This is a genomic window from Niallia circulans NBRC 13626 (assembly GCF_001591585.1).
Classification (GTDB): domain Bacteria; phylum Bacillota; class Bacilli; order Bacillales; family Cytobacillaceae; genus Niallia; species Niallia circulans.
This window is the reverse complement of the sequence record NZ_BCVE01000018.1, coordinates 41,360-61,961: the sequence shown is the minus strand read 5'-3', so window position 1 is coordinate 61,961 and position 20,602 is coordinate 41,360. Positions and strand designations below refer to the sequence as shown.

Here is a 20,602-nt window from a genome sequence, read left to right as displayed (position 1 = left end):
GCTTTATTTTTTACTAATGAAATCCATTATACCGATAATTATCAGGAGAAAAAATAGATCAGCCTTCTATCCAGCTGATCTACTCCTCTTATTGATATCTTAATGCTTCAAGGGGACTTAAGTTAGATGCTTTGTTCGCTGGAAAAATCCCAAAGATAATGCCAATTAATACAGAGAAACTAACGGAACCACCGACGATCCACCAAGTAATCTGGGAAGTCATTTCTAATGTGCTCGACAATATGTCTGCACTAGCGATTCCAATAGCTGCTCCTAAAATTCCGCCTAATGCACTAAGTACAATGGCTTCAATTAAAAATTGGAGCATGATATCTTTTTTCCGAGCACCTATCGCTTTTCTAATCCCAATTTCCCTTGTTCTTTCTGTAACCGAAACAAGCATGATATTCATAATTCCGATTCCACCAACGATTAAGGAAATGCTGGCTATGCCGGCTAATAACAATGTCATCGTATTGGAAACCGAATCGAGAGCCTCCGATACAGATGATTGATTTCGCACAGAATAAGAAGTTTCATCTCCATCAAACTGATTGTATAATTCTTGCTTCATTTTTGCCATTCCCATTTCAACTGAATCCTCATCCGTCATAAGCACTGTTGCTGAAGTTACATAGGTTTGACCGATAAAGCGTTGTGCTGTTGTAAATGGAATGAGAACAGAATCATCTACAGATCCAGTTAACTCTTCCCCTTTTTCAGCAAGTACTCCGATTACTTTAAATGTTGTTCCATCAATTTGAACGGTTTTATCGACTGGATTTGTAAATCCAAATAACTCGGATGCTACATTATCCCCCAGCACCACTACTTTATTGCGATTATCCAAGTCAATGTCCATGACATTTCTTCCGGACTGTAAAGTAATATCCTGTACCTCTTCATAAGAAGTAGTAACACCTGTAACAGTAACTCCAGAGCTTGATGTCGTTCCATTTTTAAGCGTACTGGATGTTGTCACTGTTGGTGAAACAGCCTTTACTTCGTCATATTCCGCAAATGCCATTAATTCATCATAATCAACAACCTCTTCCTCACTAGAGTTTCCCGATAAATTCACAGAAACTGTTGTCGTTCCTAAGCTGGCAATGTCATCGGAAACAGAATTGGAGGCTCCCATTCCTAATGAGGTTAAAGCAATAACCGCTGCCACACCAATGATAATACCCAGCATGGTAAGCACTGCTCTTAATTTATTCATTGCTATATTTTTAAAAGCTATCTTGATTGCTTGTCCTAATTTCAAGAGACAACTACCTCCTTTGTCTCTGCTAGGCGACCATCTTGAATGCGAATAACTCGCTTAGCCTGTTTAGCGATTTGTAAATCATGGGTGATTAAAATTATGGTATGTCCTTGTCTATTTAGGTCTTTCATTAAATTCATTACCTCGACTCCTGTCTTACTGTCTAACGCTCCAGTCGGCTCATCAGCAAGCAGGATTGGCGGATTCCCCGCAAGAGCTCGGGCAATGGCCACGCGCTGTTGCTGTCCACCAGATAATTCTGTTGGTTTATGTCCCGCTCTTTCCAGTAATCCTACTTTTTTCAATGCCTGCATGGCAATTTCTTTTCTTTCCTTACTTCCGATTCCTCGATAAACCAAGGGCAGCTCCACATTTTCAAAGGCAGACTGTTTTGTTAGCAGGTTAAAGGATTGAAAAATAAAGCCAATCTTATGATTTCTCACTTCTGCTAACTGTTTGCTTTTTAACGAAAAAACATTTTGACCGTCCAAATAATATTCACCAGAATCAGGGGTATCCAAGCAACCGATCATATTCATTAACGTTGATTTACCTGAACCAGACGGCCCAATGATAGCAATAAAATCCCCTTTATTGACAGTAAAGCTTACATTATCCAATGCCGTAACGGTCTCTCCTCCAAGTGTATATTCCTTTTTGACATTCTTTATTTCGACAATTGCATGCTGTTCTATCATTCATTTCTACCTCCAAACCCACCGGCAGGCATTCCTCCGCCTTGGCCTCCTCCAGGCATTTGCCCTCTACCTTCGCCATTTGGCATTTGGCCTCCACCTGGGAACATTCCTTGTGCTTCACTATCACTTGATGACTCAAATGTTGGCAGTACTACCGTTGTGCCTTCCTCTAAACCACTTTTAATCTCCGCAACTTCAGTATTTTGTAATCCTACTTCCACCGTTTGTTTTGTTGAGGCAGTTTCCTTTGTGTCATCCTCATTCGTGTTTGTGCCATTTGCTACTAGAACATAATATTCATCATTTTCCTTTTGTACAGCTTCTACAGGAACCGTCACGACATCTTCCGCTTTATCCGTTGTGATAGTAGCTTCTGCTGTCATCCCAACCAGCAATCCACTTGGCTTAGTTATTTTCACCGCAACCGCATATTTTGCGACACTAGTACTGTCACTGTTTGCTTCTTTTGCTACACTCGTAACTTTTCCAGTAAACTCTTTATCTTCCAGTGCACTCACTTTTACATTAACAGCTTGTCCAGCCTTTACTTTCGAAATATCTAATTCATCTACGTTTACTACCATTTCTAGATTGTCATAATCTGTAACGGTAACGATTTCTGTTCCCATTGATACATTGCCATCTTCCTCTACATTTAGGGCTGTGATTTCACCAGAAAAAGTTGCAACAATTGGGTCGAGTGTATCATTCTCGAACGTTACTAGCTCATCGCCTTTTTCCACCTTATCCCCTGCTTCGACTAATACCTCGTCTACCGTTGCATTCCCTTCAGCAGTGAAAGTCTCTTTATTGATAGCTGCAATGCTTCCAGTACCACTGACCTCTATTTCAACATCACCAGCTTCTGCTGTTGCTGTCTGCGTTCTAGCCTGTGCTCTTACTTCGGTTTGATTATCATTGCTAAAATAATAATAAGAGCCAATCCCCGTCCCTATTACCAAAACTGTTACTCCACTAATAATCCACTTCTTTATACTTTTCTTCATTTTTTGCTTCAACCTCTTTCTATTCTATTTTAATGAATTTACTTGATTCATTGTCTTGCTGTTTACAAGTAATAGAATAAAAGAGTTATGTGTCAGGAAGAAGTCAGGGAGAAATTTTTTTATAGATTTTACAATTTTGTTTTTGGGGGGCAGGGGATTCGGCTCTGTTGCTTTTCTGCTTGTTTGTGGGAATAGAGGCGGATTCTCTGTTCCTATTAGTCTCTTGCATATAAATATTTTTTCTTCAGCCCCTCTGCTTCATATCTTAGTTGAAAGAAATATTGTACAATGTCTTTTTCCTCATGTATCGAATCTTTTATTTTTTGCAGTGTTCTTTTTCCGACTCTTCTATCTATTAAGGAAAGAATTTTAATTACCATATTATCTGACTTTAAAGCTAGTTCTATTGGCAATCGGAGAAATTCCTCAACAGCATCGAAGAAATCATATTGAGCAAAAATCCCTTCCGCCATAACTAGTTCCGCTGCTTGTCTTTGAATATCTCTATTTTGCTCATAGTTATCAACATCATATCTAATATTTTGGGTATTTCTAATTTCATCTTCTTTTTTAACAACTGCCTTTTCTGCTATGATACTGCACATGTTTAAAACCTCTTTATTATCGACAATTATAAAAGCTCTTCCTGTTTGATCATGAGTTCGACGGTAATTTGTTAAATAAAAATCAACTCTATTTTTTAGACAATGGCAAATATAACTTTCTAATTTCTTCTTTACTTTACTCCACTGTTTGTTATGCAATCTTTATCCCACCTTTGGTCATTAAAAAAGAGCATATCGCATCTTATCTCCAAAATTAAAATTGCTACATTTAGCGGGCTACCATCCGCTATTCTTACGTACCATTTATATAACTATATCAGTCTAATAAAAGGTAACTTAATCTTAATTATACAATAACTTACAATTTCTTCTTTACTTCTTCTTTAACACCTGACCTTATCTCATCACGGGATAAAATTCCATTGACGAACATAGACCTCCTATTATATGATAACTTATTGTGTGAAAGTTATTGGATAACGTGGTTCGAGACCATCCCACGTAAAAAAACTAAGGGAGAGAAAAAATGAAAACAAAAACACTTGCGATGAACGGTTTAGTGGCTGCATTGTATGTCGCTGTTACGATTGCGATTGCGCCGATTGCTTTTGGCAGCATTCAATATCGTGTTTCGGAATTATTTAATCATCTTGTTGTATTTAACAAAAAATATATTTATGGAATTGTAGTAGGAGTATTTTTAGCAAACTTATTCCTTTCAACTATTAAGTTATATGATTTAACTTTCGGAGTTGCTCATTCTATTATTTGCTTGTTAATCACAATTGGTATAAGCAAGTTTGTTAAAAGTCATCTTCTACGAATGATTATTAATACTCTTGTATTTACCTTTAATATGTTTATTATTGCCTATCAATTGCATCTTGCACTTGGGTTCCCTTTCTTAATCACTTGGGGAACAACAGCTATTGGTGAATTTGTTGTCATGGCAATCGGTATACCTATTATGCATTTCTTAAATAAACGTATTTCCTTTGGGAAGTTAATGGATTAAAAAATGGTATTAAAAAAAGGCTGAATTCTTTCAGCCTTTTTTTAATACCTACTGTCAACCGTATCTAACACTTGTTTTAAATTACCTTCTCTTTCCGTAATCTCTTGTTCTGCTTGATTACGTTTCTGTTTTCCTTCTTCTTGGATATGTAGTGTCTCTTCTAATGAGCTCATCAGTTTATGCTGTGTTTCTTTTAGCGAATCGATTTCGACCATTGCGGGACGGTTTTCCTGGGCAATTTGTGCCATCTCTTTTACGTTGGCATCCATTCTGCTTGTATTCAGTTTTGCTTGTGTTTCAATCGCATGACGCTGCCTTAAAAGCGTTAAAGCAATGGAAACTTGGTTTCTCCATAATGGGATTGATGTCATGATCGACGACTGGATTTTATCAATAACTGTACGGTTCGTATGTTGAATCAAACGGATTTGTGGAGCTGTTTGTATGGTAATTTCTCTACTGACTTTTAAATCATAAATACGTTTTTCTAGTAATTCCGCAAAATGAATTAAATCATTTACCTCTTGCAGTTTCATTCGATCACCGGACTCTTCTGCAAGTTTTTTTTGCTCCGGAATAAGCTTTTTCGTCATTTCTTCGTATTTCATTTCTGCTGCAGCAATATATACATTTAAATCTTCAAAATAAGTTTTATTATGTTCATAAAGCTGTTCTAATAAATGAATATCTGCAGTCAATACGTTTTTACTGCGTTCGAGACGCACACTCATCCGATCTATTTGGGCACTTGCCTTTTGATAATTTGATAGAACTTCATGGACACTTTTGGAAGGCTTGCTAAATAATCGGCGGAAAAAGCCCTTCTTTTCTACTCGTAATTCATCAGGATTGATTTCATTTAATTTTTCCATTAAATCACTAACGATATCCCCGACTTCCCCAACATCTTTGCGCTGCACATGCTCAATCATTGTATGGGAAAAAGAAAGTAATTTTTTCTGCGCTGCTGCCCCGTAAGCAATCATCGTACGGTGATTGGTTGGATCTAGTTTATTGGCTAGTTCATATGCTCGTTTTTGATTTTCTGGAGATAAAACATCAATAAGGCGAACAGTTTCAGCTGTTTCGCCTTTTTGCATGAACAAATTATTGCTTTCTCCTAAAGGATCGGAGAAATAATCATCTGTAATGTTTTTCATTTGTCGTTCATCTGTCATTTAGTCCGCCTGCTTTCATCTAACAAATCAGTGTCCTTCTCCTTATTAGAAATATGCTTTACTACATCTAATTCAAAATGCAGATCATCAATATCATCTGATAGGATGCCATGAAGATCGTCTTCCAGCGTTCTAGAAAGCTGCTCTAATGTTCTTCTTGTATCATTTAAAGTTGCCTGCAGTGCTCTGTTTTTCTTCGGCTGGGCAGATAAAAGGGCATACTTTTCTGCGATTTCCACTAATGAATCTAAATGCGAATAATAGAATTTCTCTGCTTTATAGAAACGGCGCGGCTCTTCCTTTGTTAATCGGTAGATTTTCTTTGTTACTCTCATTAAATCGATTCTTTGCTTAAAAGAAGGAAAGTGACGGATAGCAAAAACATGTCGATTTAATCGACTAATTTTCTCATTCGCTTCCTTTAGCTGTGTTTGAATAAATTTATATTCTTTTCTTGATAAACCTTGCCTTACCATTAATTGATGTTTAATTACTCCATCTGTGATGAAATAAGAAACTCCCGTTGCCGCAGCTCCATATAGAACAGATAGGATAAAATATTGGTCAAATGCCACATAACTGATTAGCCATGTTAAAGCACCTACAGGAAAAGAAATGCCTGTTCGTACTAAAAACATTAAAAATGAGTTCACTATAATCGACTCCTGCCTTCGTATTCCTTTATTTTTTATACGTTTCATTTCAGCTTTTGTTTCAAAAATCGATGATTTATTTACTTCTATTTTAACGTAACCAAGTTCTTTCTTGCTATAGACCTTAAATGGAATCTTTTCTACGACTAAAGACGTATTTTGTTATGTGTCCTTACATTATGTGTATGTGGAAAAGCATAAAAAAATGATTTGATGCTTTTATTCTATCAAATCTAGGCTTATGTTTCATGTATTCTCTTTTATTGGATAGATGTGGAAACAACTATTTTACAGCAAAAAACCCGTAAATGGAATTTACCATTTACGGGGTCCTTTTCTTGCTATCTTATCCAAGGCGATTTGCAAGTCTAGGCTGCGGCTGTTTTGGTTCTTTTGGCTGCAGCTTCATATGTGGCGGCTTTATGATTAAAGTAATGATAAAGGAAACGACACATAAAACAGATATGACTGTAAAGGTCGCATGGAATCCTCCGAGTACTGCTGCAATCATAGATCCAGCCAAAGCTCCAAATCCAAAGCCTTGATAGATTACACCATAGTTTTTACTTTGATTTTTCAGTCCAAAGAAATCAGCGATAATAGCCGGATATACGGTGATAACGCCTCCGAAACAAAATGCAATTGCGGCTACACAAGTAAAGAATAATGGATAGCTTAATGGAACTACATTTAATACAGTGACCGCTGCCGCTGTTACGACTAATGTTCCAGATACTACTTTTATACGACCTACTTTGTCAGACAATGCTCCAAGAATAATACGACCGATTGTATTGAATATCGCTACTAAAGCAACGGCATTGGCAGCTGTCGCCACATCTAGATTCGCTAGACTGACACCAATATCTTTTACAATACCGATTAAGTATAATCCACTCATACATGCGGTAAAGAAAATAACAAAGAGTAAATATGCTTGCTTTGTTTTTAGCATTTCTTTCACTGTATAATTCTTTTGCTCTGGTGCTAAAGAAGTTGTAGTTGTTTCTACTTCCTGTGCTTCTTTTAAAAGGAATGATCCGCCGACAACCATTGCTAAAGCAATAATTCCCCAAATTAAGAAGGCTGTTGAAACACCATAAGCTGCGATTAAGCTTGTATTAATATATTTAAAAACTAAGCTGCCGGTTCCATATGCTCCTACAGAGATACCAGAAATTAATCCTTTTTTCTCAGGGAACCATTTAATTAAATTAGATAAAGACGTGATGTACGCAGTTCCGTCTGCAAAACCTACAAAAACACCTGCTACAAGATAAAGCATCCATAAAGAAGATACTTGTGAAGTAACCATTAATCCTCCACCTAGCATGATTCCAGCACAGGCAATTAAGCGGCGGAGTCCCCATTTATCTTGAATTTTCCCGGCAAAAAGGGTTGCGAAGGCAAGCGCAAAACTAGTAATGGAAAAAGTGATAGCCGTTGCGCTCAAATCCCATCCAAATTTATCAACAAGAGGTTGATTGAACAAGCTCCATGTGTATATTGTTCCTAATCCCATTTGCACAATAATGGTACCAATAACTATCAGCAAGCGATTGCCATTTCGTTCTTTCATTCCGATCTCCTCTTTCTACTCGGTTTATAAACAGTATTTTTTACTATAAAAGGTTGTTTATGCTTTCTTTTGATAGTTAAATTATACCGCCTGAAACATTTTTGAAACCGGTATCAGAATGAAATGCCCTTTATTCGGAATGAATGGTATTTATAGATGCATAATTTGTCGAAATGCTTTGGCTTTGCTTCTGCTAACAGGAATTTCCGCCTTAATATCCTTTAATCTCACCAGATACGTATGGTTAAACCATGGGACAATTTCATGGATTTTTGAAAGATTCACGGTGTAGGAGCGATGACAGCGGAAAAAGGTATCCTGCGGCAATTTATCATGAAAATCAGAGATACTCATTGGCATCATATATTCATCTGTCTTCGTATAAACTAATGTTACTTTTTCGCTCGCTTCTGCATAATAAATATCATTGACATCTGTCACAATGATATTTTCATTTTTACGCAAGTTTATCCGACGATTTATTTCTGTCGTAATTTCTTCTTCTCCACCGCTTGCTTTTTGGAAAGCTGCTTCTAATTTTGCCAGCATTGCGGCAATCCGCTTTTCTTCATACGGCTTAAGAATATAATCAAATGCCTCTAATTCAAATGCTTGTGCTGCATGCTCTTTATAAGCAGTTGTAAAAATGATATAAGGCTTTTTCGCAAATTTACTAATATTGCTTGCCAAAAGCATCCCATCTAAAGAAGGTATATTAATATCCAGGAAAATGGCATCCACTTCTTCTGCTTGCAAAAATTTAAGCACATCTAAGCCATCTTCAAAAGTGGCGACAATATCAATTTTGCTATGGGTTTGAATTAAATATTCTAACTCTTCTTTTGCTGGAATTTCATCCTCTACTATTATTGCCTTCATGCTATCTCCTTCGTTATGTCAAAATAAACTTCCGTACCTGGCTCTAATCTACGAATGTTTAAACCGGTTCCATACATTAATTTTACTCGTTGATGGACATTTGTTAAACCGATTTGTTTGGAGGATACCTCTTCTTTCGCTAAACGATCAATTACCTCCTGAGCAATCCCTTCTCCAGTATCTCGCACACTAACCCTTACTGTCTCTCCTAAATCTTTGACTGATATCGTTACAACTCCAGGACCTTTTCGCTTTAAAATTCCATGTACAACCGCATTTTCGACCAATGGCTGGATGAGAAGACTCGGAAGTTTAATATGTATATCATCTATCTCATAGTTCACTTGCAGGCGGTTCCCGAAACGAGCCTTTTCAATTTGAATATAGTCTCTTACTTGCTTAAGTGCGAGCTGGATATCAATAAGTTCTTCTCCAACCTCTAAGTTATAGCGCATATACCCCGATAAATTAATAATTAATTCTCGTGCTTTTTCAGGATCGCGACGGGTTGTGGATGCAATTGCGTTTAGCGCATTAAATAAGAAATGGGGATTAATTTTTGTTTGTAGTGCTTTCAGTTCGGCCTTATTTGCTTCCTCTTTCATTTGCTCCACTCGCGATACTTCCATAAGGGTTGAGATAATTTGCGCCAATCCAATTGCCATTGTTTGCAATGTATTGGTAATTGTATAAGCTTTTCGGTAGTAAATTTTTAGAGTACCGGTTACAATCCCTCTTTCCTCTAACGGAATAATTAATAAACAATGAATTTGCGGAGTATGATGATCGGCAATATTATTCCGAATCGTAATCTTGCCACTTCGAATGGTCTCTTTCGTTAAATCACTGATAATCTCTTGGCCGATCTTATATTTTTCCTCCCCAAACCCTACATATGCAAGAACATCTTTAGTATCCGTAATAGCTACTGCGTCTGCTTGAATATCTTCTTTTATAATGGTACAAATAGTTCGCAAAGAATTCCCATTAATAGAACGAAAATAAGGCAAGGTCTTATTCGCAATATTAAGGGCCAGCTGTGCCTGCTGTGCCGCGATTCTTTCCTTTTCTCCTTCTACGCTGGCAATCATCAAGACAATTAGCCCAATGCTCCCTTGTCCTAAAATCATCGGTAAAGCAATAATCGAAACAATATCTATTCCTAAGTCGAAAGGATCTGCCATAAATAATATCAAAATCATTGTTAGCATTTCACATAGCATTCCAGCAACTATTCCATAAATCCAGCGACTACTCTTTTTCACACGAAGGTGAATATAACCAGATACAATCCCTGCTAAAATACTTGTAATTAAACAAGGAATAGAGGTTACGCCACCAATGTCAATTAAATAACGATGTACGCCGGAAACAATTCCGGTCACAATTCCAACCCATGGGCCAAACAAGATACCACCTGACATAATGGCAATTGTGCGGATGTTGACAATCGAACCTTCTACTTGAATTCCCGAATAGGTTCCAAATAGAGCGAAGGCACAAAATATTAGTGTAATTAACGTCAGCTCTGTTGGCGAGTGATGATCCTTTTGCAAGGTCTCTTTAAACTTCGGTACTCTTGTCATAAAAAATAAAGTAATGAGTAAAAGGGCAGCTCGTTCAAATAATTGAATGAGCATTTGCAATTCTAGGGAAGAGTTCATTTTTCTTCCTCCTTGTGTTCAGCAGTCTTTGGTGTATTTTAATACTAGTAATGTACCATTAATTTAAGAAAAAGAATCCTCGAGATTACTGATTTCTCCACTTTCGACATCGACGCAGTAGTTACAGTCCAACTTCCCGCATAGCACCCATTTCTTATCAGCGGGATCAAACACATAATAAGGGGTTAAGGTGAAATATGGCTTCAGCTTTTTGTAAGCTTCGTCTTTAGTAATTTTTATCTCCTTCTCTTTCTTAATTACTTCCTTTTCCTTTGCATCGAGAATTTCATCCCAAAGTTCTTTTTTATCCATATAATTCACTATCTTTCCCTCTTGATCATGAAAAGTAAGGATTCTTCCTGCAAATATACTTTTAGGGACATTTTCCTCAATCCGTGCAAGCAAATTAAAATTTTCTCTATATAAATATTTAAGCATCCATTTACCTGAATCATTCGGATACTTCATGCGCAAAAAATTGGTTACTTCTTGGATACATTTTTCTGTGTCTTCATCCGTGATTGGCAGCGAATCTGGATGTGGAATCTTTAAATATGCATCTTCCACACTTACTTCATTCGCCCAATCTAAGGGCTTCCTATCAAAATCATCCTCTTTTCCTTCCTGCCATTTTATCTCTTTGTTAATGTTTTTTCGAAAACCAAACTTCTCCTCCATAAATGGAAGGCTTCCTTTCCGATCATTTCTTATATACGTTTCTTCCACTCCATATACGATTAACTTGCCGTCCTCATTAGGAAATTCAGCTAAAACTACTTGATCTCTCGCTATATCCTCGATATCTGCTAGCGATAAAGTATATTTTTCTTCTAACTCTTTCTTATTCGTTAACACACTTATATGTTTCGAATAAAATGTTAGCTCTCCGTCTTCGTTAAACTCTACAGTTATTGAAGAGGATGGAGATAATCGAATACCATTCCACTGTTCCTCAAAGTAATACTCTCTTTTGTCTCTTTGCTTGCAAATAAAATCCTTCTCTATATTTAAGCCTGTGAATTCGGCAAGCCATTTTTTTACCTCTTTTACATCTTTATGTGGAAATACTACCCCATTTTTCGCATAGGTTACTCCTTGGACAAAAATAACAGATTCGAATTCCTCCGTATGTATATTTATATCAATCGAAGCAGTCCCTTCCGGATTCTCCTCCTCATCTGTCCAATCGGCGTATTTATTCGGAAACCATTCCATATTTAAGAAATACACTGTCTCGCCATCCAATGTAAGCTGTCTAAATAAATGATGTCTACCTAAATAATAATCTTCTAACCCCCATTGTCTCCTTGTTAAATTAATTAATTTTTCCATTCTTGTATCCATTCTTAACTCCTCCTTTATATCACTTTCTAATCTATCACATCCCATATATCATCTTCCAGCAATATCCATCCAGCCCTTTTTGGCTATTGCAGTATCACCTGCCAATCCATGAATATAGCCCCTTAGGTGAACATCTTCTTCCTTTAACCCTTGGGCATCCTATGTTCGCTAAATCACATCTTTTCATTTCTTCGCTATTCAGTAAATATTCCACTTCTCTTCACACTCTCTAAAAATTTCTTCTATGATACCAACAGCTTGATATTTTTTGTTACATACTCCTTCTATTCTTTTGACTTTTTCCTGCTCGAAAAAAAGTATCCTCATTTGAAGGATACTTTTCGGAACACTTTATTGTCTTTTTTTCGTCTTTTTATTATTTAATTTCTCCGCTGCTGTTAATGGTTCATTGGCAAATTCATGATCATATTGACGAGCTGTATCATTTTGTACTGCTTGCTTCGCATTTTTATTTTTATTTTTTGTCATGATTATCACCTCCACCCATTATTCTCTCTTGCTCCTTTTTGAAATATGTAAGAACTTAGGTGTATTTTATAATAAAACAGAGACCCCCATTTGGCATTGGAAGTCTCTTAAAATTTATTTCCCATGTGTAACTATTTTAACTTTTTGTTTCATGGTTGGACTAAATATATTCCCTTTTTTATAAGCAATCCCTGTAGCTACAATCAGCAGAATACCTGTTACAATAAACACAGACTGAGCAGGGAGAACTCCTCCAAGGAAACCACCAATCATCGGTCCAAACATTCCTCCTAGTTGATTGGCTGTTTGATTTAAACTAAAGGCTCTGCCACGGAAATCCTCTGCTGTTGATTTCACAACTAACCCATTTAATGCTGGGAATACTGCACAGAAGAAGAGTCCAAAAATGAAACGAGTAATTGAAAAGCCCCAAATATTACTGAAAATGATTTGGGCAAAAGTACCAAGCCCGCCGCCCAGTAATCCGATAAATAAGACGCGGTTAAATCCAACCTTATCCGCCCACTTACCCCAATATGGTGCCATTATGACACTAGCAATACCAGGGAGTGAGAAGATTATACCTGCTAATAAGGAGGCTTTGTCCATGGAACCTCCGACCTCTAATATATAGAGAGGCAATATTGGCTCAATCGTCATGATCGAGCATGAGGTAACAATTGTTAACAAGAGTACAAGCATCAACGGTTTATTGGAAAAAGCAATCCGCAAGTCATTTCTGACAGATCCTTTTTCTTTACTTGGCGAAAAATTATCCTCTTTTACCCAGAAAATAATTAAAAACGTTGCAATAAAAACAAGGAGCCCAGCACTCGCAAAGGAAAGTCGGTTTCCAACTAATTGGGAGATTACGCCTCCAATCAACGGACCCATAATCCCACCCGATGCGGATGCCGTAGAAATCATTGATAATGCATAACCAGTTTTATCTGAAGGAGTATTCGTCCCAATTAAAGCTATCGCCCCAGGAATAAATCCAGACAACAATCCTTGCAGAATACGAAGTACTAATAGCTGATAGGGATTGGTAACAAATGCAGCTAACGTATAAACAACAAATAGCACAAACCCCGCGCGAATAATCATCGGTTTTCTTCCATATTTATCGGCAAGCCTTCCCCAAAACGGTGAAGCAAACGCACCGGCAAAAAACGCTGCACTAAATAGTACTCCAGCCCAAATCTCTGTGTTTTCATGAACATTTAATTCAATAAGAAAAATTGGTAAAAAGGGAATTACCATGTTAAAGGATGCAGAGGTAAAGAAAACCCCTATCCATAAAACAAGCAAATTCCGCTTCCAAATTTCCATTTAGTATCGCTCTCCTAAAACATCAGCAATCAACAACTAAGCCAATGAGATTTATTTCCTCCATCATAGCATACAACCATTTATTTTTATACCCGAAATTTCCATTTCCCGAATAATTTAGGCTGCGGGCGATTACCACAAACCTTCTTTCTTAAAATAAATAAAAAACCCAAACAATTATACGAATTTTTTTAGTGTGTACGTATAATTGTTCGGGATTAAATTTAATTGGAATACTTATGTCCCAACCTTTTTAATGCTTAATTGATTTTAAATTCTTTTACTAATCCATTTAACTCTACTGCTAAGTTAGATAATTCATGTGAGCTATCTGAGAGCTCTTGCATAGAGCTGCTTGTTTGTTGAACGGAAGCGGATGTTTGTTCAATCCCTGCAGCTGCTTCTTCGGAAATTGCAGCGATATCTTCAATCGAACGATTCATCTCTTTACTTGTTTCTAAGATAGATGCTAGATTTTCGGAAACAACTTCAATGCTATTTACCATATCATTAACAGCATCTTTAATACCTTCGAATGTTTCCCCAGTCATCTTAATCTGTTCCGCCCCCTTCATTACTTCTTCATAACCACCTTGCAAGGATTCTGTTACCACGCTTGATTCTTTTTGAATGCTTCCGACAATATCGGTAATATCTGTGACGGAGAATGCAACTTGTTCAGCCAGCTTCCTTACTTCATCTGCAACTACCGCAAATCCTTTTCCATGCTCTCCAGCACGTGCTGCTTCAATAGCTGCATTTAAAGCAAGTAAGTTTGTTTGATCTGCAATCCCCTTAATAACAGAAACTAACTTAGAAATTTCGTGCGATTGGGTATCCAAGCCACGCACTTTATCCACAGCTTCCTTCATAATTTGATTAATTACATTCATTTGTTCAATAGAAGATCCCATTAAGCGACTGCCATCATTTGTCATGCCTAATACCTTATTTGATGATTGATAAATTAGTTCCCCTTGATTATAGGCATCACCGATTGTGCCAGAAAAAGATTCCATTGATGATGCTAAATCAGTAGCTGTATTTGCTTGACTTTCTGCTCCTGACGATAGCTCTTGCATGGTCGTTGCAACTTGCTGACTTCCAGCAGTTACTTCATTAGTAGATTGGGATAGGTTCTCACTCTGCTTGTTTACTGTAATCGATACTTCTGATATTTTTTGAATGACCATTCGTAAATTATTGCTCATTTTATTCATGGACTGAGCTAATTGGCCAATTTCATCTTTACCTTTGTAGTTAACCTCTTCTACCGTTAAATCTCCTTGTGCAATCGTATCACTAACCTCTACTACTTTCTTTAAGTTACGTGTAATTCTGCTGCTGATAATAATAATTAGCACCGTACCAATTAGCAATGCTGTAATCATAGAGATAATTAAAGTCTTGGTTGCAACACTTCCACTAGCGATTGCGTCTACCGCTGCCTCTGTCCGACTAACTTGTACCTGTTCTTGCATTTTATTTAAAGCAGTAATTGTTCTATTGCGAATAGTTGTATTGGTTAAACTTAAGGAATTAACCGCCGATCGATCGTTTGCTTCAATCGCAGGAATAATCTGCTCTAAGAATAAGTCATTCATTTGTTTATTGCGATCTACCACTTCATCGAATAACGCTTTTTCATCTTTATTTCGAAGATCTTTTTTTATTTGTTCTTCATATTCATTAAATTTAGTATTAATCACCTGAAATTCATCCACATATGTAGGGTTTTGATAGTCCAGATAATTTAAAATACTAAGACTTTTCTCTCGGGTAAGTGATCCCATTTCCGTAATAATAAGTGCTTTTTCATCTGTTTTATTTAATTGCTCAATACTATTATTAATATGGATTAAACGCGTCGTTACTAATACTGTAGTAATGGTTAAAAGAGCAAAAACAAATAATAATGTTATTCCATATTTCCAGCCAATTGTAATATTATTAAATTTAGTGAACCGGCTATTAACTCCTCTTAAAGTTCTATTCCCTGATATCTTTCTGATATTTAGTTTGCTAAAAATAGATTTCTGCGATTTTTTTTCTTTCTTTAAACTGGTTATTTTTTGTTTTTTAAATTTCATTTTCGCCATCACAAGTTCTCCCCTTTGATGATTTCAAACCTCCACTACTAAAGAGATTTTTCTCTTCTATTCCAAAATAGCAATTTTTGTTTTTTTGTTTATTCCTCCTTCTCATTAAATATCGATCTTTCTGCTTATCTGCCTCTATTTTTATTGTGGCTATGTATGATTGTAATTAGTAAAATAGAATCAGACCCTTTATAAAGCAAGGTACTTTATTACTTTGTATGTATAATACTAATGTAATTTACAGAATAATTCAATTTTATTTACAAATAATTTATCGGACTTTTTACCCTTTTGTTTATATTTAAATAATTTTTTATTATATTATTTCCCTTTATTTTCAACTCTTTAATTAGTGATTCTGTCCAAAATAAAAACAGTGATAGCTTTATCTCATAAAGCTATCACTGTTTTACATTTTTTATAAATAGAGAACCATTAACTCTTCGTCATAATATTTTCCGTTTATTTTTATCGCCTTTCGATCGATTCCATACGTTTCAAATCCAAATGCTCGATATACTTTTTTTGCAGCTGTATTTTCTGCAACAACTGCTAAGTATACTTGTTCTATTCCCTGTAAATCACGTGATTTTTCTATTGTGGCTTTGAGCAATTGCTTCGCCACACCTTTCCCTCTACGTTTAGGGGTCACATAGACAGCGTAAATATTCGCACGATGGCTCATTTTTATCTTGGTTTCTCTCATTAATGTTACAACGCCTACTAAATCCTTTTCCACAAATGCCCCATATACATAAGACGATGGATCACTTAGCCTGCTTTGTGTTCGACTTAGCGGATAATCCTTTTCTTCCTCATAGCTAGAACCAAATGCTTCGGGATTAATTTGCAATGCTTCTAATCTGAGGGCGAAATAAGCCTCTGCATCATCGGGGCGTAATTGCCTGATTTCCATTTGGATCTCTCCCTATCTGATTTGATTAAAGCTGGATTTTGAAATCGGATAAGTTTCTAATTTGCTAGCATTCGCTTTTTTCTCACCTCGAAGTTTTGGAAGTTTATATGTTACTCCCACTTTAACCTGCTGCATTTCTTTTACTCCTTGAATAATTAGTTGCATCGCAAAAATCGATAACATAAAAGCAACTAAAATATAGAAATACCAAAAGCGTCCTGAGGATATTGTACTTCTTCCTACTTGTCCAATTAATCCAGACCACTCATAGGTACTAGACATTGGCGGATCAGGAAACAATGGATCAAAAGATACTTTAGTACCGCCAAAGAAGTAATTAAAAAGACCTAGATGCATAAATATTAGCAACACTTGAATAAACTGCTGCCCAAATAGAATCGTCAAACGAGCGCTTATATGTGGTAAAACATGTCTTGTAAAAAGCTTAAGCTTATTTCCGCCTAATACTTTTGCACTGATTATAAATTCATTTTCCAAGACATGGTTCATTTCTTTTCCGATAAGAACTGTAGTTAGCGGGAGCACCAGTATTGTTAATATCAGTGTTTCTAATAAAATACGCTCTGTAAAAGTGTTTGTGTATCCTTCTATAGTTGGTACAAGTATAGGCCTTAATAGTATATAAGCAACAAGACTCAACGGCATAAAGTGTATAGAATCAGATAATTTTGCGAAAATACTTTGCAAGCCCTTAGTAAAATAGAAGGAATAAAATATAGCCAATATTAATCCTCCTATCACGCGTAAAAAAGCAATCAAGAGAGCAAAAAACAATGTATACTTTGCACCCACCACAAGTTGATCAAATAAGCTGTATCCTAATTTATCCGATCCAAAAAAGAAAGGTTCAGTTGGTGCATGCGGCATAGCAGAAATTAGCGTAGATCCATCATCCGCATAATACAATCTGATTTGGTCAATATGATTATCTGTTATAAGAGAATACGCTACACTATAGCCGATTACACCAATAAAAAATAAACTACCTAAAGCAAACTTCCAATTTTTCATGTATGAACCAAATACTTGAAGAAACTTTATAAAGGGCCTACCCACGGAAAATGTATGCCATTTTATAAGGCTTATTGAATCCCTAATATTTTTAAAATAAATTTTCACTGATGCAACCAGATTATTTATTCTCCAATGATACTTCCAAGCGTTTTTCTTCACATCTTTCACTGTTTCTTTTTCTTCCCTTACAACCTCCTCCATTAATTGAAAGAATACAAAGAAAGGAGTAAAGATTAATAAGAGCGAAACAGCGATGGTGATAGGAGTAAAATTCTCTACAAGAAAATAGGTAATTCCATGAACATTAAACAAACGTTCCATTATAAATTGACTAGAAAGCATCCCCCAGATAATAATCTTTAAATGGTGATAGGAAATCGGAATAATATTACGCAGTATATGCTTAAGTAAAATGGCAATATTGGCAATCCCTTTGCTTCTGGCAAAAGTAACGTAGACCTTTAAATATTCTTCTTCCATCATTAAAAGCAATATTTTAAATAGCGAAACAGCAGGTATAATAGCTAACGTAATAATTGGGGCTAAGTAGGCTTCATTGGAGTAGCTTGCCACCGCAAATATCTCTACACCCGTTTTCATATAGATAACAACTACTATTGTTTGCAAAAGTGTAGCAATAATAATATCTGGAATTGATTCTATTAAATCCAGAAATCTTTTTAATGGCTGTAACAGAAACTTCGGCAGAAAAAAGAATGATAAGGATAAAATAAAAGCAACGAAGCATCCGAGGAGAATAGCGCAAAGCAAAATTTCCATCGAATAAATAAAAGCTGGCCAGAGTACATCTAATATTGGTTTTTGATCTACACCATTTAATGTGTATACCCAGCCTTCTTTTTGAAAAAATTCCTTCGACAAAAAGGAGAATAGAGTGGAGAAATATCCCTCTCCCTCAGGAAAATCTCTCATTTGAAAGTATTTTGGAAAAACACTTAATGCTAGTATCGCAATAGTTCCTAGTAAATAATAGATAATAATTTTCGCGAATTTTCTCATTGATCCCCTTTTCTCCTATCTAAATATTTATACTATTCAAATTATATGGATATATTAATCAATTATCAACCTATTTTTTCCAAACCATAGGATAAAAAAATGGGGCTTCTAATTTAATTAATAGAAGTGAAGTCTATATATTTATTTGGATAACCGAGGGAATTTCAATCCTATCTTTGCTCTTTTCAGCCAAACAGATCTTCTACTTCTTCTCATCAACCAGCCTTTTCTGCAAGAAATATTGTTTAACACCTTCCGAAAAGTTATCTAATGTCCCAAATACTTCATAGCCATGCTTCTCATAAAAGGCCGGAGCTTGAAAGCTGAACGTATCAAGGTAAATAAATGTACATCCTTTTTCTAATGCAGCTTGTTCCATTTTTGCCAGCAGTTCGCTTCCATATCCTTTTTTTCTGACACTCGTGTCCACCCATAAGAAATCAATATGCATATGCTGCCAAAACATATGACCAGTAATACCTGCCTTGATTATGCCCTCATCATCTTTTACAACAAAACTAATATTTTCATAGGGGCTTTTTAATTTTTCTGGTAGTTGCTCCATATTATAAGCAACCAGTTTTCTTCGAATATAATCACTATCTTCCTGAACCCATTGCTGGATAATTTCCATTATGTCATCCTCTTCTCTTCTTTATTTTTTCAGCAAATAAACTAAACATTTCCCTGACAGCCTCTTTCGGAACTTCTTGATAAGCATCCCCTAAGCTGATTTCAAAGGATGAGTTTTTCTCGTCAATCTCCTTCACATAGCCGCTTATTCCAATTCCTGCTATCTCATGAACAACAGTTAAAATTTGTTCTACTTCTTCTTTTCCCAACTCAAAATGAACGTGGAACATATTAGACACTGGTACAACCGGAAGAGTGCGAACTCCTTCACACCCATTAAATAGTGCGGCCAGCTCTTTAGCAGATTCATAGTATTCAGCCATTTTCGAAGCGCGTTTTTCATAATAATAGTCAGCAGACAAAATATACGGATACAAACTGATTAAATCACCGCCATATCTTCGCTTCCAAACCTTGGATTGACTAGTAAAATCAGCATTCCCCGCAAGTATGGCCCCAGCAATTCCCCCAATTCCTTTATAAAAAGACAGATAGACACTATCAAACAATGCACATACTTCTGCAGCAGTTTTTTGATAGTAAGGGAGCACCTCTAATAATCTTGCACTATCAAGATGGAGTTTAATGCCTTGTTCTTTACAATAGAATGAAATTTGTTCTAATGTTTCAAAGCTTGGTAGTTGTCCCCCAATTTCTCGCTGCGGCAATTCTAACAGCACACAGGCAACTCCGCGCTCCATCTCTTTAATATCATCTAACCCTATGACTCTAGTCTCATCGGCCAAAAGAATCGTTTCTATTTTATGAAGCTTCTTTAATCCATCTTGTTCATGTATTTCTAAATGACTTAATGGGTGATAAGCGACTTTTCCTAAATCTTTTTCATCACACCATATACGGAGTGCGATTTGCTGTGCCATTGTCCCACTGGGAAAAAATACAGCCGTTTCTTTTCCTAATAGATCAGCCATTTTTTGCTGAAAGTCTTCTATTATTTTTCCTTGTCCGTAAATATCACTTTCTGCATTTTCATCTATTTCTTGTAACGCTTCTTTTAATACTTGGACATTTCTTTTGCCATGATTGCCTAGTTTATAGGTTGTTTTGTTATAGGATTCCCTTAATATATTTGTCATTCTTTCCCCTACTCCCACTCAGAATATTTCGACTATAGAATAACTATAGCACTTTTATATTCTGCGATGTATTTTTTATCCGTTTATTCTTTTGTTTCCCTACAAAAAGCGACCGAGCCCACTACTATTTC

Annotated in this window: 18 protein-coding genes and 1 riboswitch; of the genes, 1 reads left to right on the top strand and 17 read right to left on the bottom strand. The window is 36.2% G+C overall.

What is annotated here, in order from left to right; translation table 11 throughout:
• Positions 1 to 88 precede the first annotated feature (88 nt).
• The 4 genes from BCI01S_RS18565 to BCI01S_RS18550 form a co-directional block, all read right to left on the bottom strand.
• A complete protein-coding gene (locus tag BCI01S_RS18565) occupies positions 89 to 1,267 on the bottom strand; it encodes an ABC transporter permease (protein WP_061800632.1) in 1,179 nt (392 codons plus the stop codon).
• A complete protein-coding gene (locus BCI01S_RS18560) occupies positions 1,264 to 1,965 on the bottom strand; it encodes an ABC transporter ATP-binding protein (RefSeq protein ID WP_047944656.1) in 702 nt (233 codons plus the stop codon). Before BCI01S_RS18560 ends, BCI01S_RS18565 begins: the two co-directional genes overlap by 4 nt.
• Positions 1,962 to 2,972 carry an efflux RND transporter periplasmic adaptor subunit gene (locus BCI01S_RS18555; protein WP_053215809.1) on the bottom strand — a complete coding sequence of 337 codons (1,011 nt, stop codon included), beginning with the start codon at positions 2,970 to 2,972 and terminating at the stop codon, positions 1,962 to 1,964. The genes BCI01S_RS18560 and BCI01S_RS18555 overlap by 4 nt, the downstream gene beginning before the upstream one ends.
• Before the next feature lie 215 nt (positions 2,973 to 3,187).
• Complete coding sequence (locus tag BCI01S_RS18550) at positions 3,188 to 3,736, bottom strand: SF0329 family protein (RefSeq protein WP_047944657.1); 549 nt, start codon at positions 3,734 to 3,736, stop codon at positions 3,188 to 3,190.
• A 277-nt stretch (positions 3,737 to 4,013) separates the two neighbouring features.
• Positions 4,014 to 4,058: riboswitch (PreQ1 riboswitch) on the top strand.
• 6 nt (positions 4,059 to 4,064) lie between these two features.
• Here BCI01S_RS18550 and BCI01S_RS18545 point away from each other — a divergent pair.
• The gene (locus BCI01S_RS18545) at positions 4,065 to 4,553 is read left to right on the top strand and encodes a QueT transporter family protein (protein ID WP_047944658.1); all 489 of its coding nucleotides are present in this window, start codon (positions 4,065 to 4,067) and stop codon (positions 4,551 to 4,553) included.
• Between the two features lie 41 nt (positions 4,554 to 4,594).
• Here BCI01S_RS18545 and BCI01S_RS18540 read toward each other — a convergent pair whose 3' ends face one another.
• The 13 genes from BCI01S_RS18540 to BCI01S_RS18480 form a co-directional block, all read right to left on the bottom strand.
• A complete protein-coding gene (locus BCI01S_RS18540; RefSeq protein WP_047944659.1) occupies positions 4,595 to 5,731 on the bottom strand; it encodes a toxic anion resistance protein in 1,137 nt (378 codons plus the stop codon).
• On the bottom strand, positions 5,728 to 6,384 hold the full coding sequence (locus BCI01S_RS18535) for a 5-bromo-4-chloroindolyl phosphate hydrolysis family protein (RefSeq protein WP_047944660.1): 657 nt from the start codon (positions 6,382 to 6,384) through the stop codon (positions 5,728 to 5,730). Before BCI01S_RS18535 ends, BCI01S_RS18540 begins: the two co-directional genes overlap by 4 nt.
• A 346-nt stretch (positions 6,385 to 6,730) precedes the next feature.
• Positions 6,731 to 7,963: an L-lactate MFS transporter gene (locus BCI01S_RS18530; protein ID WP_047944661.1), complete on the bottom strand. Its 1,233-nt coding sequence runs from the start codon at positions 7,961 to 7,963 to the stop codon at positions 6,731 to 6,733.
• A 150-nt stretch (positions 7,964 to 8,113) separates the two neighbouring features.
• A complete protein-coding gene (locus tag BCI01S_RS18525; protein ID WP_047944662.1) occupies positions 8,114 to 8,842 on the bottom strand; it encodes a LytR/AlgR family response regulator transcription factor in 729 nt (242 codons plus the stop codon).
• The gene (locus BCI01S_RS18520; protein WP_082138449.1) at positions 8,839 to 10,506 is read right to left on the bottom strand and encodes a sensor histidine kinase; all 1,668 of its coding nucleotides are present in this window, start codon (positions 10,504 to 10,506) and stop codon (positions 8,839 to 8,841) included. Before BCI01S_RS18520 ends, BCI01S_RS18525 begins: the two co-directional genes overlap by 4 nt.
• A 63-nt stretch (positions 10,507 to 10,569) precedes the next feature.
• Positions 10,570 to 11,850, bottom strand: coding sequence for a hypothetical protein (locus BCI01S_RS18515; protein ID WP_047944663.1), 1,281 nt, complete (start codon positions 11,848 to 11,850; stop codon positions 10,570 to 10,572).
• 351 nt (positions 11,851 to 12,201) lie between these two features.
• Positions 12,202 to 12,339 (bottom strand): small acid-soluble spore protein SspO, encoded by a 138-nt coding sequence (sspO, locus tag BCI01S_RS18510; RefSeq protein WP_047944664.1) that lies wholly within the window; start codon positions 12,337 to 12,339, stop codon positions 12,202 to 12,204.
• Between the two features lie 114 nt (positions 12,340 to 12,453).
• Positions 12,454 to 13,671, bottom strand: coding sequence for an MFS transporter (locus BCI01S_RS18505; RefSeq protein WP_047944665.1), 1,218 nt, complete (start codon positions 13,669 to 13,671; stop codon positions 12,454 to 12,456).
• Positions 13,672 to 13,931: 260 nt separating this feature from the next.
• Entirely contained in the window at positions 13,932 to 15,770 is a 1,839-nt protein-coding gene (locus BCI01S_RS18500) for a methyl-accepting chemotaxis protein (protein WP_061800630.1), read from the bottom strand.
• Between the two features lie 418 nt (positions 15,771 to 16,188).
• A complete protein-coding gene (locus tag BCI01S_RS18495; RefSeq protein WP_047944666.1) occupies positions 16,189 to 16,686 on the bottom strand; it encodes a GNAT family N-acetyltransferase in 498 nt (165 codons plus the stop codon).
• A gap of 12 nt (positions 16,687 to 16,698) precedes the next feature.
• The gene (locus tag BCI01S_RS18490; RefSeq protein ID WP_047944667.1) at positions 16,699 to 18,741 is read right to left on the bottom strand and encodes an ABC transporter permease family protein; all 2,043 of its coding nucleotides are present in this window, start codon (positions 18,739 to 18,741) and stop codon (positions 16,699 to 16,701) included.
• A gap of 202 nt (positions 18,742 to 18,943) precedes the next feature.
• Complete coding sequence (locus tag BCI01S_RS18485; protein ID WP_047944668.1) at positions 18,944 to 19,375, bottom strand: GNAT family N-acetyltransferase; 432 nt, start codon at positions 19,373 to 19,375, stop codon at positions 18,944 to 18,946.
• A 4-nt stretch (positions 19,376 to 19,379) separates the two neighbouring features.
• Positions 19,380 to 20,471 carry a threonine aldolase family protein gene (locus BCI01S_RS18480; RefSeq protein ID WP_061800628.1) on the bottom strand — a complete coding sequence of 364 codons (1,092 nt, stop codon included), beginning with the start codon at positions 20,469 to 20,471 and terminating at the stop codon, positions 19,380 to 19,382.
• Positions 20,472 to 20,602 lie beyond the last annotated feature (131 nt).